A 24920-nucleotide genomic window follows, 5' to 3' on the forward strand; every position below is an offset into this window, starting at 1 on the left:
CGTGTGTGCCGGCTCACATGGCCCGACCGGCCTGGCCGCCGCACGGAAGGGCGTCCGTCCGGCGGCTCTGCCGGAAGGGTGCGCACTGCCGGCGACGGTGCGCACCGTTCAGCCCGTGCCTGCCGTGGACAGCCCGGGGAGGTCGGCGACGAGGGCGTCGAGGAGCGCCGGGCGCTGGGTGTTGAGGAAGAAGTGACCGCCCTCGAAGGCGTGCAGCCTGAAGTCGCCGCTGGTCTCCTTCTCCCAGCCGGCCATCTGCTCGGGCGGCGCTTCGGCGTCCGAGCTGCCGGCGAAGGCCGAGATGCCGCACACCAGAGGTTCGGCCTCCCGGTAGCGGTACGCGTCGCCCCAGGCGAAGTCGGACCGCATGACCGGCAGGAACAGTTCACGCGTCTCCGGGTCCTCGAACAGTGCCGCGGGTGTCCCGCCCATCCGGGTCACCCGGTCGATGAACTCCTCGTCCGGCAGCTGTGAATCGCCGAGTCCGACGCGGGGCAGCCGGGGAGCGGGGGAGCCGGAGACGATCAGCCGCTCAGGCGCGGCCACCCCGAGTTCGCGCAGCGCCCTGCACAGTTCGAAGCCGAGCCTGGCCCCCAGGCTGTGTCCCATCACCACGTACGGACGGTCGATGCGCTCGGCCATCTGTGCGGCCAGGCCGGGCACATCGAGCCCGGGCGGCTCGCCGATGCGTCGGCCGTGCCCGGGCAGCTCCACCGGCAGCACTTCGGCGTCGAGCCGCCCCGCCAGAGCGGCCGGCCAGGAACGGAAGACGGAGGCGCTGCCCCCGGCGTACGGAAGGCAGAACAGCAGGGCCGCCGCCTCGCTGCCGGGCTGAGCGGCCGGCCACGGTTCGCCCCGGCGCGTACGGGCGGCGGTCACCGGCCCGACTCCGCGCAGACGGCGGCGAGTTCACCGACTGTGGGACTGCGGAAGAAGTCGAGCGCCGAGACCGTCAGTCCCTCGTTGCGCAGCCTCGCGAGGATGTCGACGCTGTGGAGCGAGTCGCCGCCGAGTGCTTCGAAGTCGTCGTCCAGACCCACCCGGTCCAGGCCGAGCGAACCGGCCCAGGCCGCGGCGATCGTCCGCTCGGTCTCGCTGCCGGGCCCTCGGTAGGCCGGCATCCCTTCCAACTGGTCGCGCTCGGTCCAGGGTTGAGGCAGTCGCGCCGGTGAGCGGTCGGGTTTGCCGTTGGCGTCGAGCGGCATCTCCTCCAGCTCCACGAACGAGGCGGGCTCCATGTGGGAGGGCAGGTGTTCGCCGACCCAGGCGCGCAGTTCCCTCGCGTTGACCACGTGTCCCGGCGTCGGCACGATGTACGCCGCGAGCCGCCGCCCGTCCACGGGGTCCTCGACGGCGGCCACCGCGACGGCACTGACCGTCGGGTGCGTGCTCAGCACGCTCTCGATCTCGCCCGGCTCGATGCGGAATCCCCGGATCTTGACCTGCCGGTCGATCCGTCCGTGGAACTCGTACTGGCCGTCGGGGAGTTCGCGCCCCAGATCCCCGGTCCGGTACTGCCGCGAAGCGCTCTCCTCCACGGTGAGGAACCGCTCGGCGGTCAGCTCCGCACGTTCGTGGTAGCCGCGGGCCACTCCCGTACCACTGATCCAGATCTCCCCGACCTCACCGGCCGGTACGGGCCGGCGCTGCTCGTCGAGGATGTGGAAGTCCGTGCCCAGCAGAGGGCTTCCGAGCGGCACGCGCATGTACTCGCGGCCGGCCTCGGCCCGGTGCAAGGACGCGAAGCAGGTGGTCTCGGTCGGGCCGTAGGCGGCGTAGACCCTGGCCGTGCCGCGGGAGGCGGCGGCGCGGAAGTGGCGTGCCGAGAGCACGTCCCCGCCGGTGATCAGGCAGCCGACGTGGTCGAGCGCCTCGGGGTCGTACTCCACCAGCAGGTGGAAGAGCCCGCTCGTGAGGAAGAGCCACTGGGGCTGGACGTCACGCAGCTGCTTGCCCAGGTCCGCGACGGACTCCCTGCCGCTGGTGAGGACGGTGAGCACACCGCCGCGGCACAGGGTGTTCCAGAGCTCGAAGGTCGAGGCGTCGAACGCGAGCGGTGCGAAGAGGGCGACGCGGTCCCCGGGCTGCACATGCAGACGCTCGTCGTCGCGCACGAGGGAGAGGACGTGCCGGTGCTCGACGACCACACCCTTGGGAGTGCCCGTGGAGCCGGAGGTGTAGATGACGTACGCGGCGTCCGTGCTCCCGGCGCCCGGTACCGCCACCGTCTCCGCACGGTCCTCCCCGCCGTCGGCCACGCTGTCCGGCCCGAGCTCCTCGACCGTGATCGCCGGCACGCCGTAGCCGTCAAGGTCCGGGTCGTCCCCCGTGGTGAGCACGGCACCAGCGTCGGAGTCACGGAGGATGAACGAGCGGCGCTCCGCCGGATAGTCCCGGTCGAGCGGCACGTAGGCCCCCGCGGCCTTCAGCACCCCGAGCACCGCTGCCGGATAGGCGAGTGAACGCGGCACCGCCACCACGACGCCGGCCTGCGGTGCGACACCGGAGGCCAGGAGCGCTCCGGCGATGCGGCCGGCCCAGGCGTCCAGTTCGCGGTAGGTCAGGGTGGCGCCGTCCATCGACACGGCGACGGCGTCGGGGCGCAGCCTTGCCTGTTCCTCGACAAGATGGTGCACGCAGCTTGCGTCGGTGCTCCCGCCCGTCGGCGGTCCGGTGCGGGCGTCGGCTCGGGTGTCCATGCTCGGTTCGTCTCTCTGCTGAGTGTCTGTCTGTCCGGTCCGGGTCGGGCGGCGCCCGCCCCGGTCAGGCGCCGACCGGACAGACGCCGCTGACCGCGTCGCCGCCGGTGAGGGGTGCGGAGGGTTGCCGGGACTTGGGGTACGCCGTCACGGGAAGGCTGCTCATTCCGTTGACGAAGTTGGAGTACAGATGCTCCGGTTCGCCGTCGGGCTCGAAGCGGTCGAAGCGTGTGACCAGCTCTTCGAGCAGGATCCTGAGCACCATGCGTGCGGCACGCGCGCCGGTGCAGTAGTGCGTGCCGATCCCGAAGGCGATGTGGGGATTGGGCTTGCGGGCCGGGTCGAACTCGTACGGGTCCCGGAAGACCGTCTCGTCCCTGTTCGCGGAGGCCAGCCAGGCGCAGACGGGGGCGCCCTCCGGTATGACGGAGCCGGCCATCTCCACCTCACGCGTGGTGCGGCGCATCAGATGGTTGGTGGGTGTCGCCCAGCGGGCCACCTCCTCCACCGCGGTGATGATCAGTCCGGGGTCCTTCTGCAGCGCGTCCCACGCCTCGGGGTGCTCCAGCATCGCGAGCATCATCTGGCAGGCGACGTGCGGGGTCGTGGAGTTGGTCCCCATGGCGAACGTGTAGCAGTTGAGCAGGACCTCGTCGGTGGTCATGGGGCGGCCGCCGAAGTCCAGTTGGAGGAGCACGGAGATCAGGTCGTCGCCCGGGTTGCGCCGGCGGTCGGCGACGAGCTCGGAGAAGAGCGAGAAGAGCTGGTGGTGCGCCATCTGCAGCGTCTGCTTTGGCGTCCCGGTGGCGAACGCCGGGTCCTCGGGCGCCAGCCCCGTCATCGTCCAGGTGGCCACGTCCGACCAGTACTCCTCGGGTACGCCGAGGACTTCGCCGGCGGCGGCCATGGGCAGCACGTTCATCAGACGGGCGAAGTCGTGCGTGCCGCCCTCCAGACAGGGCTGGACCAGGCGGCGTACGTTCGCGGCGATCCGGTCCGTGTGGTCGAAGGTCATGCGCGTCGACATGAGCTTGGCGACCGGGGCCTTGATGTAGGTGTGCACCGGCGGATCCGTCAGCAGGATCGTCTTGCCGCCGGCGTCGTCACCGTGGATGACCGAGAGCAGGGTGCCGGTCTCGGAGCTGAAGTCGTCGGTGTTGCGGAGGAGTTCGACGACGTCCTTGTAGCGGGTGACCGACCAGAACGGCGTGCCGTCCGGGGTCTCCTGACGCCAGACCGGAGCCTCGGTGCGCAGCGCCGCCCACGCGGGATGCTGGGAGGCCGACCGGAAGGTCTCGGGTGCGTACAGGTCGATTGTCTCCGGCGGGGGCAGTCGGTCCCCCGCGCTGGGGCCGTACATGCGCATCGGTCGTTCCCTCTCATTCTCTTCGCTGCGTGACATCGAGTGCGGTGGCCACAGCGTTCGTGCGCGTGAACGGCCGGGACGGGCCGACGAGTTCGAGGCCCCCCTGCTCTGCCCGGCGCGCACCCTCCCCCTGACGTGCCGGGACGTGTGACGGACCGGTGGCCGGCCGCTCGATGTCTCCCCCGGCCGGTCCTCCATGTCCTCGGGGGTGGTTCCCCGTCACGGGCTGCATTCCCGACGTCGCGGAGCCCGACCGCAGGACGGACGGCACCGCGTACTCGCGTCCAGTCTTCTGCACGGCTGCCGGGCGGACAATGAGACGACTCGGCTAGGCCGGTCGTAGGGCTTGCGGGGCGGTACGCACGCGCCGGTAGGCGGTCGGGGCGCGGTGGATCATGGCCCTGGTGTGGGGCGGGAGCTTGTTTTGACCGGGGACGAGGCGCTGGGTAGGCTCTGACCTCGTGCCTGGGGTGTCACTTGCGCTGCCATAAATGCTTCCGAGGCTCGGAAGCTCGGCAATGAAGACGATGACACCGGATTCTGCACTTCCCCATACCTGTCGCGGGAGTGTGCAGCTCCGACACACCCGACCTCGTGGGTCGGGGGCTGGCCCAGGTTAGCTTTACCGAGACGGCACACAGAAACCGGAGAAACGGTGCCTACGATCCAGCAGCTGGTCCGGAAGGGCCGGCAGGACAAGGTCGAGAAGAACAAGACGCCCGCGCTCGAGGGTTCCCCCCAGCGCCGCGGCGTCTGCACGCGTGTTTTCACCACCACCCCGAAGAAGCCGAACTCGGCCCTGCGTAAGGTCGCGCGTGTGCGTCTGACCAGCGGGATCGAGGTCACTGCCTACATTCCGGGTGAGGGCCACAACCTCCAGGAGCACTCCATCGTGCTCGTGCGCGGCGGCCGTGTGAAGGACCTGCCGGGTGTTCGCTACAAGATCATCCGCGGCTCCCTCGACACGCAGGGCGTCAAGAACCGCAAGCAGGCTCGCAGCCGCTACGGCGCCAAGAAGGAGAAGTAACATGCCTCGTAAGGGCCCCGCCCCGAAGCGCCCGGTCATCATCGACCCGGTCTACGGCACTCCTCTGGTGACGTCGCTCATCAACAAGGTGCTCATGAACGGCAAGCGCTCCACCGCCGAGCGCATTGTCTACGGCGCCATGGAGGGTCTGCGTGAGAAGACCGGCAACGACCCGGTCATCACGCTGAAGCGCGCGCTGGAGAACATCAAGCCGACCCTCGAGGTCAAGTCCCGCCGTGTCGGTGGCGCCACCTACCAGGTGCCGGTCGAGGTCAAGCCCGGCCGCGCCGCCACTCTCGCGCTGCGCTGGCTCGTCGGTTACTCGCGCGCCCGTCGCGAGAAGACCATGACCGAGCGCCTTCTGAACGAGCTGCTCGACGCCTCCAACGGCCTCGGCGCAGCAGTGAAGAAGCGTGAGGACACCCACAAGATGGCCGAGTCCAACAAGGCCTTCGCGCACTACCGCTGGTAGTCGCAGACCCCATCGAGACCGAGAGAAGACTGAAGCCTCATGGCTACCACTTCACTTGACCTGGCCAAGGTCCGGAACATCGGGATCATGGCCCACATCGACGCGGGCAAGACGACGACCACCGAGCGGATCCTGTTCTACACCGGTCGCAGCTACAAGATCGGTGAGGTCCACGACGGCGCAGCCACGATGGACTGGATGGCACAGGAGCAGGAGCGCGGCATCACGATCACGTCCGCCGCGACGACCTGCAACTGGCCGCTCAACGACGTCGACTACACGATCAACCTCATCGACACCCCCGGGCACGTCGACTTCACCGTCGAGGTGGAGCGCAACCTGCGGGTGCTCGACGGTGCGGTGACCGTGTTCGACGGTGTGGCCGGCGTCGAGCCGCAGTCCGAGACCGTTTGGCAGCAGGCGGACCGCTACGGCGTGCCGCGCATCTGCTTCGTCAACAAGCTCGACCGCACCGGCGCGGAGTTCCACCGCTGCGTCGACATGATCGGTGACCGGCTGGGTGCCGTTCCGCTGGTCATGCAGCTCCCCATCGGAACCGAGGCCGACTTCAAGGGTGTCGTCGACCTCGTGATGATGAAGGCGCTGCTCTGGTCGCCCGAGGCGAAGATGGGCGAGATGTACGACACCGTCGACATCCCGTCCACGCACGCCGAGGCCGCCGACGAGTGGCGGGGCAAGCTCCTCGAAGCCGTCGCGGAGAACGACGACGCGATGATGGAGCTGTACCTCGAGGGCCAGGAGCCCACCCAGGAGCAGCTCATCGCGGCGATCCGCCGGATCACTCTCGCCTCCACCGGTGCCGAGGGCACGACGACCGTCACTCCGGTCTTCTGCGGCACGGCGTTCAAGAACAAGGGCGTGCAGCCCCTGCTCGACGCCGTCGTCAGCTACCTGCCCTCCCCGCTGGACGTCGAGGCCATCGAGGGCCACTCCGTGAAGGACCCCGAAGAGGTCCTCAAGCGGCGGCCCTCGGAGGACGAGCCGCTGTCCGCGCTGGCCTTCAAGATCGCGAGCGACCCGCACCTGGGCAAGCTCACGTTCATCCGGATCTACTCCGGCAGGCTGGACACCGGCACGCAGGTGCTCAACTCCGTCAAGGGCAAGAAGGAGCGCATCGGCAAGATCTACCGGATGCACTCCAACAAGCGGACGGAGATCGACTCGGTGGGTGCCGGCGATATCGTCGCCGTCATGGGTCTGAAGCAGACCACCACCGGCGAGACCCTGTGCGACGCGAGCAACCCGGTGATCCTGGAGTCGATGGAGTTCCCGGCTCCGGTGATCGAGGTCGCCATCGAGCCGAAGTCCAAGGGCGACCAGGAGAAGCTGGGCGTCGCGATCCAGCGGCTGGCCGAGGAGGACCCGTCCTTCCAGGTCAAGACCGACGAGGAGACCGGCCAGACCATCATCGCGGGCATGGGCGAGCTGCACCTGGACGTGCTGGTCGACCGCATGCGGCGTGAGTTCCGGGTCGAGGCCAACGTCGGTAAGCCGCAGGTGGCGTACCGGGAGTCGCTCCGCAAGGCGGTCGACAAGGTGGACTACACCCACAAGAAGCAGACCGGTGGTTCCGGTCAGTTCGCGAAGGTGCAGATCGCCGTCGAGCCGCTCGAGGGTGACGGCTACGAGTTCGTCAACAAGGTCACCGGTGGCCGTATCCCGCGGGAGTACATCCCGTCCGTGGATGCCGGCTGCCAGGAGGCCATGGAGTTCGGTGTGCTGGCGGGTTACCCGCTGACCGGCGTCCGCGTGACGCTGCTCGACGGTGCCTTCCACGACGTCGACTCCTCGGAGATGGCATTCAAGATCGCCGGTTCGATGGCGTTCAAGGATGCGGCGCGGAAGGCGAGCCCGGCACTGCTGGAGCCGATGATGAAGGTCGAGGTGCACACGCCCGAGGACTACATGGGCGATGTGATCGGCGACATCAACTCCCGTCGTGGCCAGGTTCAGTCCATGGAGGACCGGAGCGCCGGCAAGGTCGTCACCGGCCTCGTCCCGCTCTCGGAGATGTTCGGTTACGTCGGGGACTTGCGCAGCAAGACCTCCGGCCGCGCCAACTACTCCATGCAGTTCGACTCCTACGCCGAGGTTCCCAAGAGCGTCGCCGAGGAGATCATCGCGAAGGTCAAGGGCGAGTAACTCACCGTTTCTCAACCCTTAGGCTGGAGCAAAGGCATTCGGGGTACTCCGGCACAGACCGTACGGCTTCGTCCTGCGGCTGTGCCGGGTCCCCGTCCGCCAGCCCCCCAAGCGAACAGGTCAAGGGCAACCCCCTCGGGGTCCTGACCGGTTCATAACGACCACCTGAACCCCTCCGCAGAATGTGGAGGGTGTACAGCACCAGTCCACAGGAGGACCCCAGTGGCGAAGGCGAAGTTCGAGCGGACTAAGCCGCACGTCAACATCGGCACCATCGGTCACATCGACCACGGTAAGACGACTCTTACCGCGGCGATCACCAAGGTGCTGCACGACAAGTACCCGGAGCTGAACGAGGCTTCCGCGTTCGAGAACATCGACAAGGCGCCCGAAGAGCGCCAGCGCGGTATCACGATCTCGATCGCTCACGTCGAGTACCAGACGGAAAGCCGTCACTACGCGCACGTGGACTGCCCGGGTCACGCGGACTACATCAAGAACATGATCACGGGTGCCGCCCAGATGGACGGCGCCATCCTCGTGGTCGCAGCCACCGACGGCCCGATGCCGCAGACCAAGGAGCACGTGCTCCTGGCCCGCCAGGTCGGCGTTCCGTACATCGTGGTCGCCCTCAACAAGGCCGACATGGTCGACGATGAGGAGATCATGGAGCTCGTCGAGCTCGAGGTCCGTGAGCTTCTCTCGGAGTACGAGTTCCCGGGTGACGACGTGCCGGTCGTCAAGGTCTCCGCGCTCAAGGCTCTTGAGGGCGACGCCGAGTGGGCCGACTCCATCGTCAAGCTGATGGACGCCGTCGACGGCGCGATCCCGCAGCCCGAGCGTGACGTCGAGAAGCCGTTCCTCATGCCGATCGAGGACGTCTTCACGATCACCGGTCGCGGTACGGTCGTCACCGGCCGTATCGAGCGCGGTGTGCTCAAGGTCAACGAGAATGTCGACATCATCGGCATCAAGGAGAACAAGACCTCGACGACCGTCACCGGCATCGAGATGTTCCGCAAGCTGCTCGACGAGGGCCAGGCCGGTGAGAACGTCGGTCTGCTGCTTCGTGGCATCAAGCGCGAGGACGTCGAGCGCGGCCAGGTCATCATCAAGCCGGGCTCGGTCACCCCGCACACGGAGTTCGAGGCGCAGGCGTACATCCTGTCGAAGGACGAGGGTGGCCGGCACACCCCGTTCTTCAACAACTACCGCCCGCAGTTCTACTTCCGCACCACCGACGTGACCGGCGTCGTGACCCTCCCCGAGGGCACGGAGATGGTCATGCCGGGCGACAACACCGAGATGAGCGTCCAGCTCATCCAGCCTGTCGCCATGGAAGAGGGCCTGAAGTTCGCCATCCGTGAGGGTGGCCGTACCGTGGGCGCCGGTCAGGTCACCAAGATCAGCAAGTGACCTCGACGCGCTGAGCGTTGCCCGGCTCCGGCTGGGAGGAGAGGGCCCGTACGACTCCGGTCGTGCGGGCCCTCTTCACGTGCTGCGACTGTGAGATTCGCCCGCGGACTCCTGCCTCCGCCGTGTGCGCGCCTACCATGGCCGGGTCGGCGCGCACCTCGCCCTGAGGGCGCGACCCTCTTCCGCAGGAGTCCTTCCATGCTGCGCACCATGTTCAAGTCCAAGATCCACCGGGCCACCGTGACCCAGGCCGATCTGCACTACGTCGGTTCGGTCACCGTCGACGCCGATCTGATGGACGCCGCGGACCTCCTCCCCGGCGAGCTGGTCCACATCGTCGACATCACCAACGGGGCCCGCCTGGAGACGTATGTCATCGAGGGCGAGCGTGGCTCCGGAGTGCTGGGCATCAACGGCGCGGCCGCCCATCTCGTGCACCCCGGTGATCTGGTCATCCTCATCAGCTACGCCCAGGTCGAGACGGCGGAGGCGCGGAAGCTGCGCCCCGCAGTGGTGCACGTGGACGCGGGGAACCGGATCGTGGGCCTCGGCGCCGACGCCGGTGAGCCCGTGCCGGGCAGCGACACCAGCCGCAGTCCTCAGGCCGTCGCGGGGGTCCCGGCCGGGGCGTAGAACGTATGCGTCAGACATGTGTTCGTGTCATGCTTCCCCGATGACGACTCTCGCGGCGAACTGGCTCGGCGCATTGACCGTCGGCCTGGGCGATCTGCTCGACCGGTCTCTGCGCGATGCCTCGAGGCTCGACCCGGCGGCCGTGGCCGCCGTGCTCACCGTCCGGGCGCGACCGGGACAGTCGGTCTCGGATCTCGCCGGGACTCTCGGCATGACGCACTCAGGATGCGTGCGCGTCGTGGGCCGCCTGGTCGACTCCGGACTGCTCCTGCGCGGCCCCGGGCCCGACGGCCGTACGCGCGGACTGCGCCTGAGCGACACCGGTGACAGGGTCGCCGACGCGATGCTGGAGGCCCGCCGGAACGTGCTGGAGGGCATGGTCGAGAAGCTCTCGCCCGATCAGGCCGAAGACCTCGAGCGTGTGCTGAAGGCGATGCTCCCGCTGCTCCCCGACGACCGCGCCGACGCCCGGCGGATCTGCCGGCTGTGCGAGCACGCCGTCTGCCGCGGCGACGACTGTGTCGTCTCGGCAGCGGTCGGCCCTTGAGGAGCGCGATGACGAAAGCCGAGCGACTGCCCGCGACAACCGAACGGACTCAACAGCGCGGCTGGAGCGCGCACTTCAGTGATCCGGGCGGACACGTGTGGCTCAACACCGCGCACCAGGGGCCCATGCCCATCGCGGCGGTGCGCGCGGCGAGCGAGGCAGCGCGTGAGAAGTCCGCTCCGCACACGATTCCCGACGCTGCGTTCAACGAGCGCCCGGAGAAGCTGCGTTCCCTCCTCGCCGCGTTCGTCGGAGGGCGGCCTGACGAGATCGTCCTGGGCGACAGCACGTCCCACGGCCTCAACCTCATCGCGTACGGGCTGAGTTGGCGCGACGAGGACGAGGTCCTGTGCGTCGAGGGCGACTATCCCGCCACCGTGCTGCCCTGGCTGGCGCAGCAACACCACGGCGTACGCGTGCAGTTCGTGCAGCGCGACGCACAAGGCCGGATCGACCCGGGGCGGGTGCGGGAGGCAGTCACGGCACGGACGCGAGTGTTCGCGCTCACCTGGGTCGACTCCTTCACCGGTGCCGCTGCGGACCTCGCGGAGCTGGGCCGGGTCTGCCGAGAGGCCGGCGTCCTGTTCGTGGTGAACGGCTCGCAGGCGGTCGGCGCACGGCCCGTGGACGTGCGTGCGACGCCCGTCGACGCCCTGGTCTCGTGCGGCTACAAGTGGATGTGCGGGCCGTACGCAACGGGGTTCACCTGGCTCGATCCGTCGCTGATCGGGATGATCGAGCCGCGCCGTGTCCACTGGCTCGCGCAGCAGCGCGGACGGGGGCTGGAGCACATGCGGTCGTACACGATCGAGGATCTCGGCGTACGCGGCATGGACGTCTTCTGCCCGGCCGACTTCCTCAACACGGCGGCCTGGACGAGCTCGGTCGAACTGCTCGCAGGGCTGGGCGCGCACGCCGTCAACGCTCACGGACAGCAGCTCGTGCAGCGGCTGCTGGACGGGCTGGACCAGGGCCTGTACGAAGTCGTCGGACCGCAGGCGTCGCAGGAGCGCTCCGGGTTGGTCGTCCTCGGGCACCGCCGGGGCCGGGTGGAGCCGACGGTCGCGGCTCTCACGGCCGAGGGCGTGCACGTCGCGGTGCGTGAGGGCAACATCAGACTCTCGCCGCACCTCTTCAACACCTTCGAGGACATCGACCGTGCACTCGAAGTGCTGAACTTTTCCGAGGGTTGAGAGCGACACCCGCGGGCATCCTGCCCTCCAGACGTGCACTCGGAGCCCTGCGGTGGCCCCGATTGGCATGAGCCAATCGGGGTGTGGCACACTGTCCAGGTTGCTCGGTTGAGTGCCGATGCTGCGCGCCTCCCGCCGGGAGGACCGGAAGCGAGTCCCAGAGTATTCGTCGCCTCTTATCAGGGGCGGAAGTACGGGAATCTTCCGGGAAGTGCAGGAGGGGCTTCCAGCCAGGCACCGGTGGGTCTGCACCCCCAACTCCTTCCTTTCAAGGGAATCCGCTGTGGTTCATTGCGGGAAGGCATACGACACGCCCGACCGCGTGGGTCGGACGGGGCAGGGGGCGGCACCCATGGGTTCCAGAGCGTTACGAGAGACAGGACTACGAAGTAGCCATGGCGGGACAGAAGATCCGCATCAGGCTCAAGGCCTACGACCACGAGGTCATCGACAACTCGGCGAAGAAGATCGTCGAGACGGTGACGCGTACTGGTGCGTCGGTCGCGGGCCCGGTGCCGCTGCCCACTGAGAAGAACGTGTACTGCGTCATCAAGTCGCCGCACAAGTACAAGGACGCGCGCGAGCACTTCGAGATGCGCACCCACAAGCGTCTGATCGACATCCTCGACCCGACGCCCAAGACCGTTGACTCGCTGATGCGCCTGGACCTTCCGGCCGGCGTCGACATCGAGATCAAGCTCTGAGGGGTGCGGGAACAAGATGGCTAAGCAGATCAAGGGTGTCCTGGGCGAGAAGCTCGGCATGACCCAGGTCTGGGACGACAAGAACCGCGTCGTTCCCGTGACCGTCGTCAAGGCCGGGCCCAATGTCGTGACCCAGGTGCGCACCGCAGACAAGGACGGCTACGCAGCCGTCCAGATCGCCTTCGGCGAGATCGACCCGCGCAAGGTGAACAAGCCCCTCAAGGGCCACTTCGCCAAGGCCGATGTCACTCCCCGCCGTCACCTCGTCGAGCTGCGTACCGCTGACGCCAGCGAGTACACCCTCGGCCAGGAGATCAACGCCGACACCTTCGAGTCCGGCGGCAAGGTGGACGTGACCGGTAAGTCCAAGGGCAAGGGCTTCGCCGGTGGCATGAAGCGCCACGGCTTCCGCGGCGGCAAGGCTTCGCACGGTGCGCACCGCGTACACCGCAAGCCCGGCGCCATCGGTGGCTGCGCCACCCCCGGCCGTGTCTTCAAGGGCACCAGGATGGCCGGCCGCATGGGCAACGAGCGGGTCACCACCCAGAACCTGACCGTCCATGCCGTTGACGCGGAGAAGGGCCTGCTGCTCATCAAGGGCGCAGTCCCCGGTCCGAACGGCGGCCTCGTCCTGGTCCGTACCGCGGCCAAGGGGGCCTGAGGTAACCGATGAGCACCATTGACATCCTTTCGCCGGCCGGCGACAAGACCGGGACCGTCGAACTCCCCTCGGAGATCTTCGACGTGCAGGTCAGCATTCCGCTGATCCACCAGGTCGTCGTCGCCCAGCTGGCCGCTGCCCGACAGGGCACGCACAAGACCAAGACCCGTGGCGAGGTGCGCGGCGGTGGCAAGAAGCCGTACCGCCAGAAGGGCACCGGCCGCGCCCGTCAGGGCTCGACCCGCGCCCCGCAGTTCGCCGGCGGTGGCGTCGTGCACGGTCCCCAGCCGCGTGACTACTCGCAGCGGACCCCGAAGAAGATGAAGGCCGCCGCCCTGCGCGGTGCCCTCTCCGACCGGGCCCGCCACAGCCGCGTGCACGTCGTCTCCGGTGTCGTCGAGAACGAGATCTCGACGAAGGCCGCGAAGACGTTGCTGGGCAAGATCAGCGGGCACAAGCACGTGCTCCTGGTGGCCGAGCGCAGCGACGAGCACGCATGGCTTTCAGCTCGCAACCTGCCCCAGGTGCACGTCCTGGATCCGGGTCAGCTGAACACGTACGACGTGATGGTCTCCGACGACGTGGTCTTCACCAAGGCCGCCTTCGAGTCCTTCGTGGCCGGCCCGCAGAAGGCCACCTCGCAGCTCGAAGGGAGCGACGCCTGATGAGTGAGGCAACCGCCGCCACCGTCACCAGCAAGACGTTCACGGACCCCCGTGACATCTTGATCAAGCCGGTGGTCTCGGAGAAGAGCTACGCACTGCTGGACGAGGGCAAGTACACGTTCGTCGTCGACCCGCGCGCCAACAAGACCCAGATCAAGCAGGCCGTCGAGACGGTCTTCTCGGTCAAGGTCAGCGGGGTCAACACCCTCAACCGTCAGGGCAAGCGCAAGCGCACCCGCACCGGTTACGGCAAGCGCGCGGACACCAAGCGCGCCATCGTGACCCTCGTCGAGGGCGACCGTATCGACATCTTCGGCGGTCCGGTCTCCTGACGGAGACAGGACCGTCCGATATCGGACGAGGACTGAGAAATGGGTATCCGCAAGTACAAGCCGACGACTCCGGGCCGTCGTGGCGCCAGTGTCGCCGACTTCGTCGAGGTCACGCGGTCCACGCCGGAGAAGTCGCTGGTCCGCCCGCTGCACAGCAAGGGCGGCCGTAACAACGCCGGTCGTGTGACCGTTCGCCACCAGGGTGGTGGCCACAAGCGCGCCTACCGCGTGATCGACTTCCGTCGTCACGACAAGGACGGCGTGCCTGCGAAGGTCGCGCACATCGAGTACGACCCGAACCGCACCGCGCGCATCGCGCTGCTGCACTACGTCGACGGCGAGAAGCGCTACATCCTCGCGCCGGCCGGCCTGAAGCAGGGCACGCGCGTCGAGAACGGTCCCGGGGCCGACATCAAGCCGGGCAACAACCTGGCGCTGCGCAACATCCCCGTCGGTACGACCATCCACGCGATCGAGCTGCGGCCCGGTGGCGGCGCGAAGTTCGCCCGGTCCGCCGGTGCCTCCGTGCAGCTGCTGGCGAAGGAGGGCCGCATGGCCCACCTGCGCATGCCGTCCGGCGAGATCCGCCTGGTCGACGTCCGCTGCCGCGCCACTGTGGGCGAGGTCGGCAACGCCGAGCAGTCGAACATCAACTGGGGCAAGGCCGGCCGCATGCGCTGGAAGGGCGTCCGCCCGACCGTCCGCGGTGTGGTCATGAACCCGATCGACCACCCGCACGGTGGTGGTGAGGGTCGTACCTCCGGTGGTCGCCACCCGGTTTCGCCGTGGGGTCAGAAGGAGGGGCGTACGCGCTCGCCGAAGAAGGCCAGCAACAAGTACATCGTCCGCCGCCGCAAGACGAACAAGAAGCGCTAGGAGGCGGGTTTTAGATGCCGCGCAGTCTCAAGAAGGGGCCCTTCGTCGACGACCACCTGAGCAAAAAGGTGGACGCACAGAACGACGCGGGTTCCAAGAACGTCATCAAGACCTGGTCCCGCCGCTCGATGATCGTCCCGGCCATGCTCGGCCACACGATTGCGGTGCACGACGGCCGCAAGCACGTCCCGGTGTTCGTCACCGAGTCGATGGTCGGCCACAAGCTCGGCGAGTTCGCGCCGACCCGCACCTTCCGCGGCCATGTCAAGGACGACCGCAAGTCGCGTCGTCGCTGATGGGCCGGGTGTGAAGACTATGACTGACACCGAAGGGACAACCATGGAAGCCAGGGCCTCAGCGCGCTATGTGCGCGTCACGCCCATGAAGGCCCGCCGGGTGGTGGACCTCGTTCGTGGCATGGCAGCCACGGAGGCTCAGGCGGTCCTGCGCTTCGCCCCGCAGGCCGCGAGCGTGCCGGTGGGCAAGGTGCTGGACAGTGCAATCGCCAACGCCGCCCACAACTACGACCACACGGACGCCGACAACCTCATCATCTCTGAGGCCTACGTCGACGAGGGCCCGACCCTGAAGCGGTTCCGGCCGCGTGCCCAGGGCCGCGCCTACCGGATCCGCAAGCGGACGAGCCACATCACCGTGGTCGTGAGCAGCAAGGAAGGAACCCGGTAATGGGCCAGAAGGTAAACCCGCACGGGTTCCGCCTCGGCATCACCACCGACTTCAAGTCGCGCTGGTACGCCGACAAGCTCTACAAGGACTACGTCAAGGAAGACGTCGCGATCCGCAAGATGCTCACTCAGGGCATGGAGCGGGCCGGCATCTCCAAGGTGGAGATCGAGCGCACCCGTGACCGTGTCCGGGTCGACGTGCACACCGCACGTCCCGGCATCGTCATCGGCCGCCGCGGTGCGGAGGCCGACCGTCTTCGGGGCAACCTGGAGAAGCTGACCGGCAAGCAGATCCAGTTCAACATCCTCGAGGTCAAGAACCCCGAGACGGATGCGCAGCTGGTGGCTCAGGCCGTCGCCGAGCAGCTCTCCTCCCGCGTCTCCTTCCGTCGTGCCATGCGTAAGAGCATGCAGACGACGATGAAGGCCGGGGCCAAGGGGATCAAGATCCAGTGCGGCGGCCGTCTCGGCGGCGCCGAGATGTCCCGCTCGGAGTTCTACCGCGAGGGCCGCGTGCCCCTGCACACCCTCCGGGCGAACGTCGACTACGGCTTCTTCGAGGCCAAGACCACCTTCGGCCGCATCGGCGTGAAGGTGTGGATCTACAAGGGTGACGTCAAGAACATCGCTGAGGTCCGCGCCGAGAACGCCGCCGCCCGTGCGGGCAACCGCCCGTCGCGCGGTGGTGGTGGCAACGAGCGCCCCCGTCGTGGTGGCGAGCGTGGCGGTCGCGGCCGCAAGCCCCAGCAGCAGGGTGCTCCTGCCGAGGCCCCCAAGGCCGAGGCCGTGACCCCCGCCGCTGCGGCAGCAGAACCCGGCGCTGCCGGGAAGGAGGGCTGACGCCATGCTTATCCCGCGCAGGGTCAAGCACCGTAAGCAGCACCACCCGAAGCGCTCGGGCATGGCCAAGGGTGGCACCGAGGTCGCATTCGGTGAGTACGGCATCCAGGCCGTCACCGCCGCGTACGTGACGAACCGGCAGATCGAGGCAGCTCGTATCTCCATGACGCGTCACATCAAGCGTGGTGGCAAGGTCTGGATCAACATCTACCCGGACCGTCCGCTGACGAAGAAGCCCGCTGAGACCCGCATGGGTTCCGGTAAGGGTTCTCCGGAGTGGTGGATCGCGAACGTCAAGCCTGGACGCGTGATGTTCGAGCTGTCCTACCCGAACGAGAAGATTGCCAAGGAGGCGCTCACCCGCGCCGCCCACAAGCTTCCGATGAAGTGCCGCATCGTTCGGCGCGAGGCAGGTGAGTCGTGATGGCGGCCGGGACCAAGGCCTCCGAGCTGCGTGAGCTGGGCGACGAGGAGCTTCTCGGCAAGCTTCGCGAGTCCAAGGAAGAACTGTTCAACCTCCGCTTCCAGGCGGCGACCGGGCAGTTGGAGAACCACGGCCGTCTCAAGGCCGTGCGTAAGGACATCGCCCGGATCTACACCCTGATGCGTGAGCGCGAGCTGGGCATCGAGACGGTGGAGAGCGCCTGATGAGCGAGACGAATGTGACTGAGACGAAGCAGGAGCGCGGCTTCCGCAAGACCCGCGAGGGTCTGGTCGTCAGCGACAAGATGGACAAGACCGTCGTTGTCGCCGTCGAGGACCGCGTCAAGCACGCGCTGTACGGCAAGGTCATCCGCCGTACCAACAAGCTCAAGGCTCACGACGAGCAGAACGCCGCCGGGGTCGGCGACCGTGTCCTCCTCATGGAGACCCGGCCGCTGTCCGCGACCAAGCGCTGGCGCATCGTCGAGGTCCTCGAGAAGGCGAAGTAGTCAGTTCCGTACCGGAATTGGCAGGCAAACAGCCTGGGGACCCCCAGGACAGTTCCGCCAGGCTCGGCAGGGCCGCGTCCCACTCGGGGCGTGACCCTGCCGGGAACCGGCAGACGATCAGGAGATAGACGTGATCCAGCAGGAGTCCCGGCTGCGCGTCGCCGACAACACGGGTGCGAAGGAAATTCTCACCATCCGTGTGCTCGGCGGTTCGGGCCGGCGCTACGCGGGCATCGGTGACGTCATCGTCGCTACCGTCAAGGACGCGATCCCGGGCGGGAACGTGAAAAAGGGCGACATCGTCAAGGCCGTCATCGTGCGCACCGTCAAGGAGCGCCGTCGGCCCGATGGCTCGTACATCCGCTTCGACGAGAACGCGGCGGTCATCCTCAAGAACGACGGAGACCCCCGCGGCACCCGCATTTTCGGCCCTGTCGGCCGAGAGCTGCGCGAGAAGAAGTTCATGAAGATCATCTCGCTCGCGCCGGAGGTGCTGTAACCGATGAAGATCAAGAAGGGCGACCTGGTTCAGGTCATCACCGGTAAGGACAAGGGCAAGCAGGGCAAGGTCATCGTGGCCTACCCCCGCGAGGACCGCGTCCTGGTCGAGGGTGTCAACCGGGTCAAGAAGCACACCAAGGCCGGCCAGACCGCTCGTGGTTCCAAGACGGGCGGGATCGTGACCACCGAGGCTCCGGTCCACGTGAGCAATGTGCAGCTCGTGGTGGAGAAGGACGGCAAGAAGGTCGTCTCTCGCGTCGGGTTCCGCTTCGATGACGACGGCAACAAGATCCGCGTTGCCAAGCGGACCGGTGAGGACATCTGATGACTGCCACCACAGAAGCACCGCGCCTCAAGCAGCGCTACCGCTCCGAGATCAAGGGCAAGCTGCACGACGAGTTCAAGTACGACAACGTCATGCAGGTGCCCGGTCTGACCAAGATCGTTGTCAACATGGGTGTGGGCGACGCCGCCCGCGACTCCAAGTTGATGGACGGCGCCATCCGCGATCTGGCCACGATCACCGGCCAGAAGCCGGCGGTGACCAAGGCCCGCAAGTCCATCGCGCAGTTCAAGCTGCGTGAAGGCCAGCCGATCGGTGCCCACGTGACCCTGCGTGGCGACCGGATGTGGGAGTTCCTGGACCGCCTGCTGTCCCTCGCACTGCCGCGCATCCGCGACTTCCGCGGGCTGTCGCAGAAGCAGTTCGACGGCCGGGGCAACTACACCTTCGGTCTCACGGAGCAGGTCATGTTCCACGAGATCGACCAGGACAAGATCGACCGGGTCCGGGGCATGGACATCACCGTGGTCACCACGGCGACCAGCGACGACGAGGGGCGTGCCCTGCTTCGTCACCTCGGATTCCCGTTCAAGGAGAACTGATCATGGCGAAGAAGGCTCTGATCTCCAAGGCCAGCCGCAAGCCGAAGTTCGCTGTCCGCGCGTACACGCGCTGCCAGCGCTGCGGCCGTCCGCACTCCGTCTACCGCAAGTTCGGCCTGTGCCGTGTGTGCCTTCGTCAGATGGCGCACCGCGGCGAGCTGCCGGGCGTGACCAAGAGCTCCTGGTAACCCTTCCCGTCGCCCGGGACCGCTCCTTCGAGGGCGGAATCCCGGCAACAGGATTCTGGGTCAACCAGGGCTCTCGGTAAGAGCATCAAGGCCGTCGGGGGTCCATCCGCACATGGCTTAGGCTTGTGTGGTTGGGCGCTCGACGTCCATGACCGTCTTACTACGCCGTAGGTCCCCGCACCCCACCCGTCCCGTCTGAGAAGTACGGGGAGAGGGAGGGCGCATACAGGAAACCCCGGCGAGAGAGGCCGAAGGCCAACACATGACCATGACCGATCCGATCGCAGACATGCTTACGCGTCTGCGGAACGCGAACTCGGCGTACCACGACTCCGTCGCGATGCCGCACAGCAAGATCAAGTCGCACATCGCGGAGATCCTCCAGCAGGAGGGCTACATCACCGGCTGGCAGACCGAGGACGCCACAGTTGGCAAGAGCCTCGTTCTCGAGCTGAAGTTCGGCCCCAACCGCGAGCGTTCGATCGCCGGCATCAAGCGGATCTCGAAGCCGGGCCTTCGGGTCTACGCAAAGTCCACCGGTCTGCCGAAGGTGCTGGGCGGCCTGGGAGTGGCGATCATCTCCACCTCCCACGGGCTCCTCACCGGTCAGCAGGCACAGAAGAAGGGCGTAGGCGGGGAAGTCCTCGCCTACGTCTGGTAACGGAAGGGAACGGAGGTAAAGCAATGTCGCGAATCGGCAAGCTCCCCATCCAGGTTCCCGCCGGTGTGGACGTCACCATCGATGGCCAGGCGGTCGCGGTGAAGGGGCCGAAGGGTTCTCTCGCGCACACCGTTGTCGAGCCCATCGAGATCGGGAAGGGCGAGGACGGCGCACTTGTCGTCTCCCGCCCCAACGACGAGAGCCGGAACAAGGCCCTGCACGGTCTGTCCCGCACGCTGGTGGCGAACATGATCACTGGCGTGACCAACGGGTTCAGCAAGAACCTCGAGATCAGCGGCGTGGGTTACCGCGTCCAGGCGAAGGGCTCCAACCTGGAGTTCTCGCTGGGCTACAGCCACCCGATCCTCATCGAGGCGCCGGAAGGCATCTCGTTCAAGGTCGAGTCGCCGACCAAGTTCTCGGTCGAGGGCATCGACAAGCAGAAGGTCGGCGAGGTCGCCGCCAACATCCGTAAGCTGCGCCGCCCGGACCCGTACAAGGCCAAGGGCGTCAAGTACGCGGGCGAGACCATCCGCCGCAAGGTCGGAAAGGCTGGTAAGTAGCCATGGCATACGGCGTGAAGATCGCTAAGGGCGACGCCTACAAGCGCGCCGCCGCCAAGCGCCGTCACATCCGCATCCGCAAGAAGGTCTCGGGCACGCCCGTTCGTCCTCGTCTTGTGGTGACGCGCTCGAACCGTCACATGGTCGCCCAGGTCGTGGACGACCTGGCTGGCCACACCCTCGCCTCGGCGTCGTCGCTCGACTCGTCGGTCCGTGGTGACGGCGACAAGAGCGCGCAGGCCAAGCAGGTCGGCGCACTGGTCGCCGAGCGTGCGAAGGCCGCGGGTGTGGAGGCCGTCGTGTTCGACCGTGGCGGCAACAAGTACGCAGGGCGGATTGCCGCTCTGGCTGACGCCGCCCGTGAGGCCGGGCTCAAGTTCTGAGTGCGGTTCCTACGCAGCGGACGTAAACGAGAGAGGTAATTCCAATGGCTGGACCCCAGCGCCGCGGTGGCGGCGCCGGTGGCGGCGAGCGTCGGGACCGCAAGGGCCGGGACGGCGGCGCCGCCGCCGAGAAGACCGCGTACGTTGAGCGCGTTGTCGCGATCAACCGCGTGGCCAAGGTAGTCAAGGGTGGTCGTCGCTTCAGCTTCACCGCGCTGGTCGTGGTGGGCGACGGTGACGGCACCGTGGGTGTCGGATACGGCAAGGCCAAGGAGGTGCCGGCCGCCATCGCCAAGGGTGTTGAGGAGGCCAAGAAGCACTTCTTCAAGGTCCCCCGCATCCAGGGCACCATTCCGCACCCGATCCAGGGTGAGGAAGCCGCGGGCGTCGTGCTTCTCAAGCCGGCTTCGCCCGGTACCGGTGTGATCGCCGGTGGCCCGGTGCGTGCCGTGCTGGAGTGCGCGGGCATCCACGACGTGCTCAGCAAGTCGCTCGGTTCCTCGAACCCGATCAACATCGTGCACGCCACGCGTGCGGCTCTGCAGGGGCTTCAGCGTCCCGAGGAGATCGCCGCCCGCCGTGGCCTGCCGCTCGAGGACGTGGCACCCGCTGCTCTGCTGCGGGCGCGTGCCGGGGTGAGTGCGTAATGGCTCGCCTGAAGATCACGCAGACCCGTTCCGTCATCGGTACGAAGCAGAACCACCGGGACACGCTGCGGACCCTCGGTCTCAAGCGTGTTCGCGATGTGTCCGTACGCGAGGACCGTCCCGAGGTGCGCGGCATGGTGCACACCGTGCGGCACCTGATCACAGTCGAGGAGGTGGACTGAGATGGCTGAGTCTTCGGCGAGCAACCCGCTGAAGGTCCACAACCTCCGGCCGGCTCCGGGCGCCAAGACCGCCAAGACCCGCGTGGGTCGTGGTGAGGCGTCCAAGGGCAAGACCGCCGGACGTGGCACGAAGGGCACCAAGGCCCGTTACCAGGTGCCGGAGAACTTCGAGGGTGGGCAGATGCCGCTGCACATGCGGCTGCCCAAGCTCAGGGGCTTCCGGAACCCCGCCCACAAGCAGTTCCAGGTCGTGAACCTGGACAAGCTGGCCGAGCTCTACCCCAAGGGTGGAGAGGTCACGGTGGCCGATCTGGTCGCCAAGGGCGCAGTTCGCAAGAACGAGCTCGTCAAGGTGCTCGGCACCGGCGAGATCTCCGCGGCTCTGACGGTGACCGTCAACAAGGTCTCCGGCTCCGCCAAGGAGAAGATCACCGCTGCTGGCGGCACCGTCACCGAGCTCGACTGAGTTCGTTGACTGACTGGCCGGGGATGCCCCAACGGGGCGTCCCCGGTCCGTCGTTCCACGGCGGGCACCGTCCCCGGTAAGGTGGCGGGCACTGTTGGTATCTGTCGACCCCAAGACCGTCACCTCTCGCGACAGACGCGGGGGGCGCAGGAGGCACCGTGCTCACCGCGTTCGCCCGGGCGTTTCAGACGCCCGACCTGCGAAAGAAGCTGTTGTTCACGCTCGGCATCATGGTGCTCTTCCGACTGGGGCAGCACGTTCCCGTACCGGGCGTCAGCTTTGAGAACGTCAACCAGTGCATGAAGGAGGCCCAGGGGAGTTCGGGCCTCTTCGGGCTGGTCAACATGTTCAGCGGTGGCGCACTGCTGCAGTTGACCATTTTCGCGCTCGGCATCATGCCGTACATCACAGCCAGCATCATCCTTCAGCTGCTGGTCGTGGTCATCCCCCGGCTGGAGGCCCTGAAGAAGGAGGGCCAGGCCGGCCAGGGCAAGATCACTCAGTACACGCGTTATCTCACAGTTGCTCTCGCGATTCTCCAGGCGACCGGTCTCGTCGCCACCGCACGCAGTGGCACCCTTTTCCCGCAGTGCCAGGTCCGCGACCAGATCGTCCCGGACCAGTCGATCTTCACCACGGCCGTCATGGTCATCTGCATGACCGCGGGTACGGCGTTCATCATGTGGCTCGGTGAGCTGATCACCGACAAGGGCATCGGCAACGGCATGTCGATCCTGATGTTCGTCTCGATCGCCGCCGGCTTCCCCGGCGCGCTGTGGGCCATCAAGAAGCAGGGCAAACTGGCCGACGGCTGGATCGAGTTCGGGGCGGTCATCCTGAGCGGTCTGGCGATGGTGGCGCTCGTGGTTCTCGTCGAGCAGGCGCAGCGCCGCATTCCCGTGCAGTACGCGAAGCGGATGATCGGGCGCCGCAGTTACGGCGGCACGTCCACGTACATTCCGCTGAAGGTCAATCAGGCCGGTGTGATTCCGGTCATCTTCGCGTCGTCGCTGCTCTACATTCCGGCGCTGATCGTTCAGTTCAGCGGGTCCCAGTCAGGCTGGGCGGAGTGGATCCAGTCGCACTTCGTCAAGGGTGACCACCCGATTTACATCGTCACGTACTTCGTGTTGATCGTTTTCTTCGCCTTCTTCTACGTCGCGATCTCCTTCAACCCCGAAGAAGTTGCCGACAACATGAAGAAGTATGGTGGCTTCATCCCGGGCATCCGGGCGGGTCGCCCCACCGCGGAGTACCTGAGCTATGTGCTGAACCGCATCACATGGCCCGGTGCGATGTACCTCGGGCTGATCGCCCTGGTGCCGACCGTCGCGCTGATCGCGTTCGGCGCCCAGCAGAACTTCCCGTTCGGCGGGACGAGCATTCTGATCATCGTGGGCGTCGGTCTCGAGACCGTGAAGCAGATCGAGAGCCAGCTTCAGCAGCGCAATTACGAAGGGTTCCTCCGCTGATGCGTATCGTCCTCGTCGGGCCGCCTGGCGCGGGTAAGGGAACGCAGGCCGCGTTCCTCGCCGAGAAGCTGTCGATCCCGCATATCTCGACGGGCGACATCTTCCGCGCCAACATCAGCCAGGGCACGGAGCTCGGGCGGCAGGCGCAGGAGTACATGCGCGCAGGCCAGCTCGTCCCCGACGAGATCACGATCGGCATGGCGAAGGACAGGATGGCTGAGGCCGACGCGGTCAACGGCTTCCTGCTCGACGGATTCCCCCGGAACATCGCGCAGGCGGAGGCGCTGGACAGCATCCTCGAGGAGCGCGACGAGAAGCTGGACGCCGTGCTGGACCTGGAGGTCCCGGAGGAAGAGGTCGTCAAGCGGATCGCGGGCCGTCGCATCTGCCGCAGCGACAGCAGTCACGTCTTCCACGCCGAGTACAGCCCGCCCAAGAAGGACGGCGTGTGCGACGTGTGCGGCGGCGAGCTCTACCAGCGCGACGACGACCGCGAGGAGACCGTGCGCAAGCGGCTCGCGGTCTACCACAGCGAGACCGAGCCGATCATCGACCACTACAAGCGGCAGGACCTGGTCACGACCATCTCCGCGCTAGGCAAGGTCGGCGAGGTGACCGAGCGCGCGATGGGAGCCCTGCAGCAGCAGAACGACTCGGTCGCCGAGTAACAAGGCCCGTCGATTGAGTACAGCTTCGCCTGCGGTCGCGGCACCCCGCTCGGGGGGCCGCGACCGCTTGGCTGTACGGCACACTGAGTGAAGCAGGGGTTCGCACCCCGGCCGGCCCCAAGATCCAAGACCCCAGGACCGACACAGGAAGGCACCGTCGCATGGTGGAGATCAAGACCCCGGAGCAGATCGCGAAGATGCGCGAAGCGGGGCTGGTGGTCGCCGCGATGCATGAGGCATGCAGTGCCGCCGCGGTCCCCGGAGCCAGCACCAAGGATCTCGACGAGGTCGCCGCGAAGGTGCTCGCCGATCACGGCGCCAAGCCGAACTTCCTCGGCTACGGCGGGTTCCCCGGCAACATCTGCACCTCGGTCAACGACATCGTCGTGCACGGCATCCCCGACAAGGAGACCGTGCTCAAGGAGGGCGACCTGCTCTCCATCGACGCCGGCGCGATCATCGACGGCTGGCACGGGGACGCCGCGCTGACCGTGTTCGTGGGGGAGGGGCACGCCCCCGAGCTGCACGAGCTGAGCCGGGTCACCGAGGAGTCCATGTGGGCGGGCATCGCCGCCATGCGCAAGGGCAACCGCCTGGTGGACGTCTCGCGGGCGATCGAGGGCTACATCCGCCGTCAGCCGCGTCCGGCCTCCGGTTCGTACGGCATCGTCGAGGACTACGGCGGGCACGGCATCGGCTCCCAGATGCACATGGACCCGCACCTGCTGAACTACGTGGACCGCCGTCGCGGCCGCGGCCCCAAGCTGGTGCCCGGCATGTGTCTGGCCATCGAGCCGATGGTGACCCTGGGCACGCCCAAGACGCACGTGCTCTCCGACGACTGGACGGTCAAGACGGACGACGGCACCTGGTCGAGCCACTGGGAGCACTCGGTGGCGCTCACCGAGGACGGCCCACTTGTGCTGACCGCCCCCGACGGCGGCAAGGCCAAGCTGGAACAGCTGGGTGTCACGGCTGCGCCGGACCCGCTCGGCTGATCAGCGTCACCGAGGCGCCGTCCCGTCAACGGGCCGGCGCGGGCCGTACGCTTCCGCCCGGACTTCGACCCGAGGGGCATAACGATCTTGCCAA

Annotated in this window: 34 protein-coding genes; 31 read left to right on the forward strand and 3 right to left on the reverse strand. The window is 67.3% G+C overall.

What is annotated here, in order from left to right; all coding sequences use genetic code 11:
• Positions 1–108 precede the first annotated feature (108 nt).
• The 3 genes from H5J26_RS08910 to H5J26_RS08920 all read right to left on the reverse strand — a co-directional run bounded on the left by H5J26_RS08910 (position 109) and on the right by H5J26_RS08920 (position 4065).
• Positions 109–879 carry a thioesterase II family protein gene (locus H5J26_RS08910; RefSeq protein WP_181765205.1) on the reverse strand — a complete coding sequence of 257 codons (771 nt, stop codon included), beginning with the start codon at positions 877–879 and terminating at the stop codon, positions 109–111.
• Complete coding sequence (locus H5J26_RS08915; protein WP_181765206.1) at positions 876–2699, reverse strand: non-ribosomal peptide synthetase; 1824 nt, start codon at positions 2697–2699, stop codon at positions 876–878. Before H5J26_RS08915 ends, H5J26_RS08910 begins: the two co-directional genes overlap by 4 nt.
• A gap of 64 nt (positions 2700–2763) precedes the next feature.
• The gene (locus H5J26_RS08920) at positions 2764–4065 is read right to left on the reverse strand and encodes a cytochrome P450 (protein WP_181765207.1); all 1302 of its coding nucleotides are present in this window, start codon (positions 4063–4065) and stop codon (positions 2764–2766) included.
• 655 nt (positions 4066–4720) lie between these two features.
• Between H5J26_RS08920 and rpsL the strand changes: the two genes are divergently transcribed.
• The 31 genes from rpsL to map all read left to right on the forward strand — a co-directional run bounded on the left by rpsL (position 4721) and on the right by map (position 24826).
• The gene (rpsL, locus tag H5J26_RS08925; protein ID WP_003948652.1) at positions 4721–5092 is read left to right on the forward strand and encodes a 30S ribosomal protein S12; all 372 of its coding nucleotides are present in this window, start codon (positions 4721–4723) and stop codon (positions 5090–5092) included.
• A gap of 1 nt (position 5093) precedes the next feature.
• Positions 5094–5564 (forward strand): 30S ribosomal protein S7, encoded by a 471-nt coding sequence (gene rpsG, locus H5J26_RS08930; RefSeq protein WP_181765208.1) that lies wholly within the window; start codon positions 5094–5096, stop codon positions 5562–5564.
• 39 nt (positions 5565–5603) lie between these two features.
• A complete protein-coding gene (gene fusA / locus H5J26_RS08935; RefSeq protein WP_181765209.1) occupies positions 5604–7727 on the forward strand; it encodes an elongation factor G in 2124 nt (707 codons plus the stop codon).
• Positions 7728–7949: 222 nt separating this feature from the next.
• Positions 7950–9143, forward strand: a complete 1194-nt coding sequence (tuf, locus tag H5J26_RS08940) for an elongation factor Tu (RefSeq protein ID WP_181765210.1) — start codon at positions 7950–7952, stop codon at positions 9141–9143.
• A 198-nt stretch (positions 9144–9341) separates the two neighbouring features.
• Positions 9342–9776 carry an aspartate 1-decarboxylase gene (gene panD / locus H5J26_RS08945; protein ID WP_181765211.1) on the forward strand — a complete coding sequence of 145 codons (435 nt, stop codon included), beginning with the start codon at positions 9342–9344 and terminating at the stop codon, positions 9774–9776.
• A 40-nt stretch (positions 9777–9816) separates the two neighbouring features.
• Entirely contained in the window at positions 9817–10323 is a 507-nt protein-coding gene (locus tag H5J26_RS08950) for a MarR family winged helix-turn-helix transcriptional regulator (RefSeq protein ID WP_181765212.1), read from the forward strand.
• An 8-nt stretch (positions 10324–10331) separates the two neighbouring features.
• Complete coding sequence (locus H5J26_RS08955; RefSeq protein WP_181765213.1) at positions 10332–11516, forward strand: aminotransferase class V-fold PLP-dependent enzyme; 1185 nt, start codon at positions 10332–10334, stop codon at positions 11514–11516.
• A gap of 395 nt (positions 11517–11911) precedes the next feature.
• Positions 11912–12220 carry a 30S ribosomal protein S10 gene (gene rpsJ, locus H5J26_RS08960; protein ID WP_016909683.1) on the forward strand — a complete coding sequence of 103 codons (309 nt, stop codon included), beginning with the start codon at positions 11912–11914 and terminating at the stop codon, positions 12218–12220.
• A gap of 16 nt (positions 12221–12236) precedes the next feature.
• Entirely contained in the window at positions 12237–12881 is a 645-nt protein-coding gene (rplC, locus tag H5J26_RS08965; RefSeq protein ID WP_181765214.1) for a 50S ribosomal protein L3, read from the forward strand.
• An 8-nt stretch (positions 12882–12889) separates the two neighbouring features.
• The gene (gene rplD / locus H5J26_RS08970; RefSeq protein WP_181765215.1) at positions 12890–13546 is read left to right on the forward strand and encodes a 50S ribosomal protein L4; all 657 of its coding nucleotides are present in this window, start codon (positions 12890–12892) and stop codon (positions 13544–13546) included.
• Positions 13546–13878, forward strand: a complete 333-nt coding sequence (gene rplW / locus H5J26_RS08975) for a 50S ribosomal protein L23 (protein WP_181765216.1) — start codon at positions 13546–13548, stop codon at positions 13876–13878. The genes rplD and rplW overlap by 1 nt, the downstream gene beginning before the upstream one ends.
• Before the next feature lie 39 nt (positions 13879–13917).
• Entirely contained in the window at positions 13918–14754 is an 837-nt protein-coding gene (rplB, locus tag H5J26_RS08980) for a 50S ribosomal protein L2 (RefSeq protein WP_181765217.1), read from the forward strand.
• A 14-nt stretch (positions 14755–14768) separates the two neighbouring features.
• Positions 14769–15050, forward strand: a complete 282-nt coding sequence (gene rpsS, locus H5J26_RS08985; protein ID WP_181765218.1) for a 30S ribosomal protein S19 — start codon at positions 14769–14771, stop codon at positions 15048–15050.
• A gap of 43 nt (positions 15051–15093) precedes the next feature.
• Entirely contained in the window at positions 15094–15441 is a 348-nt protein-coding gene (gene rplV / locus H5J26_RS08990) for a 50S ribosomal protein L22 (RefSeq protein WP_181765219.1), read from the forward strand.
• A complete protein-coding gene (gene rpsC, locus H5J26_RS08995) occupies positions 15441–16280 on the forward strand; it encodes a 30S ribosomal protein S3 (RefSeq protein WP_181765220.1) in 840 nt (279 codons plus the stop codon). The genes rplV and rpsC overlap by 1 nt, the downstream gene beginning before the upstream one ends.
• A gap of 4 nt (positions 16281–16284) precedes the next feature.
• Entirely contained in the window at positions 16285–16704 is a 420-nt protein-coding gene (gene rplP / locus H5J26_RS09000; RefSeq protein WP_181765221.1) for a 50S ribosomal protein L16, read from the forward strand.
• Entirely contained in the window at positions 16704–16928 is a 225-nt protein-coding gene (rpmC, locus tag H5J26_RS09005) for a 50S ribosomal protein L29 (protein ID WP_028433254.1), read from the forward strand. Before rplP ends, rpmC begins: the two co-directional genes overlap by 1 nt.
• Complete coding sequence (gene rpsQ / locus H5J26_RS09010; protein ID WP_181765222.1) at positions 16928–17212, forward strand: 30S ribosomal protein S17; 285 nt, start codon at positions 16928–16930, stop codon at positions 17210–17212. Before rpmC ends, rpsQ begins: the two co-directional genes overlap by 1 nt.
• A 130-nt stretch (positions 17213–17342) precedes the next feature.
• Entirely contained in the window at positions 17343–17711 is a 369-nt protein-coding gene (gene rplN / locus H5J26_RS09015; RefSeq protein ID WP_016473418.1) for a 50S ribosomal protein L14, read from the forward strand.
• Between the two features lie 3 nt (positions 17712–17714).
• Positions 17715–18038, forward strand: a complete 324-nt coding sequence (rplX, locus tag H5J26_RS09020; RefSeq protein WP_181765223.1) for a 50S ribosomal protein L24 — start codon at positions 17715–17717, stop codon at positions 18036–18038.
• The gene (gene rplE, locus H5J26_RS09025; RefSeq protein WP_181765224.1) at positions 18038–18598 is read left to right on the forward strand and encodes a 50S ribosomal protein L5; all 561 of its coding nucleotides are present in this window, start codon (positions 18038–18040) and stop codon (positions 18596–18598) included. The genes rplX and rplE overlap by 1 nt, the downstream gene beginning before the upstream one ends.
• Before the next feature lie 2 nt (positions 18599–18600).
• A complete protein-coding gene (locus tag H5J26_RS09030; RefSeq protein ID WP_028433259.1) occupies positions 18601–18786 on the forward strand; it encodes a type Z 30S ribosomal protein S14 in 186 nt (61 codons plus the stop codon).
• 262 nt (positions 18787–19048) lie between these two features.
• Positions 19049–19447, forward strand: coding sequence for a 30S ribosomal protein S8 (gene rpsH / locus H5J26_RS09035; RefSeq protein ID WP_181765225.1), 399 nt, complete (start codon positions 19049–19051; stop codon positions 19445–19447).
• A 23-nt stretch (positions 19448–19470) separates the two neighbouring features.
• On the forward strand, positions 19471–20010 hold the full coding sequence (rplF, locus tag H5J26_RS09040; protein WP_181765226.1) for a 50S ribosomal protein L6: 540 nt from the start codon (positions 19471–19473) through the stop codon (positions 20008–20010).
• A 2-nt stretch (positions 20011–20012) separates the two neighbouring features.
• The gene (gene rplR, locus H5J26_RS09045; protein ID WP_181765227.1) at positions 20013–20393 is read left to right on the forward strand and encodes a 50S ribosomal protein L18; all 381 of its coding nucleotides are present in this window, start codon (positions 20013–20015) and stop codon (positions 20391–20393) included.
• Between the two features lie 44 nt (positions 20394–20437).
• A complete protein-coding gene (rpsE, locus tag H5J26_RS09050) occupies positions 20438–21040 on the forward strand; it encodes a 30S ribosomal protein S5 (RefSeq protein WP_055485893.1) in 603 nt (200 codons plus the stop codon).
• Positions 21040–21222: a 50S ribosomal protein L30 gene (gene rpmD / locus H5J26_RS09055; protein ID WP_055485892.1), complete on the forward strand. Its 183-nt coding sequence runs from the start codon at positions 21040–21042 to the stop codon at positions 21220–21222. The genes rpsE and rpmD overlap by 1 nt, the downstream gene beginning before the upstream one ends.
• A gap of 1 nt (position 21223) precedes the next feature.
• Complete coding sequence (rplO, locus tag H5J26_RS09060) at positions 21224–21688, forward strand: 50S ribosomal protein L15 (protein WP_181765228.1); 465 nt, start codon at positions 21224–21226, stop codon at positions 21686–21688.
• A gap of 158 nt (positions 21689–21846) precedes the next feature.
• The gene (secY, locus tag H5J26_RS09065; protein ID WP_181765229.1) at positions 21847–23160 is read left to right on the forward strand and encodes a preprotein translocase subunit SecY; all 1314 of its coding nucleotides are present in this window, start codon (positions 21847–21849) and stop codon (positions 23158–23160) included.
• A complete protein-coding gene (locus H5J26_RS09070; RefSeq protein ID WP_181765230.1) occupies positions 23160–23828 on the forward strand; it encodes an adenylate kinase in 669 nt (222 codons plus the stop codon). Before secY ends, H5J26_RS09070 begins: the two co-directional genes overlap by 1 nt.
• Positions 23829–23989: 161 nt before the next feature.
• The gene (gene map, locus H5J26_RS09075; protein WP_181765231.1) at positions 23990–24826 is read left to right on the forward strand and encodes a type I methionyl aminopeptidase; all 837 of its coding nucleotides are present in this window, start codon (positions 23990–23992) and stop codon (positions 24824–24826) included.
• Positions 24827–24920 lie beyond the last annotated feature (94 nt).

The sequence above is a fragment of the Streptomyces albidus (ex Kaewkla and Franco 2022) genome (genome assembly GCF_013870515.1).
In the GTDB taxonomy this organism is placed as follows: Bacteria; Actinomycetota; Actinomycetes; order Streptomycetales; family Streptomycetaceae; genus Streptomyces; species Streptomyces albidus.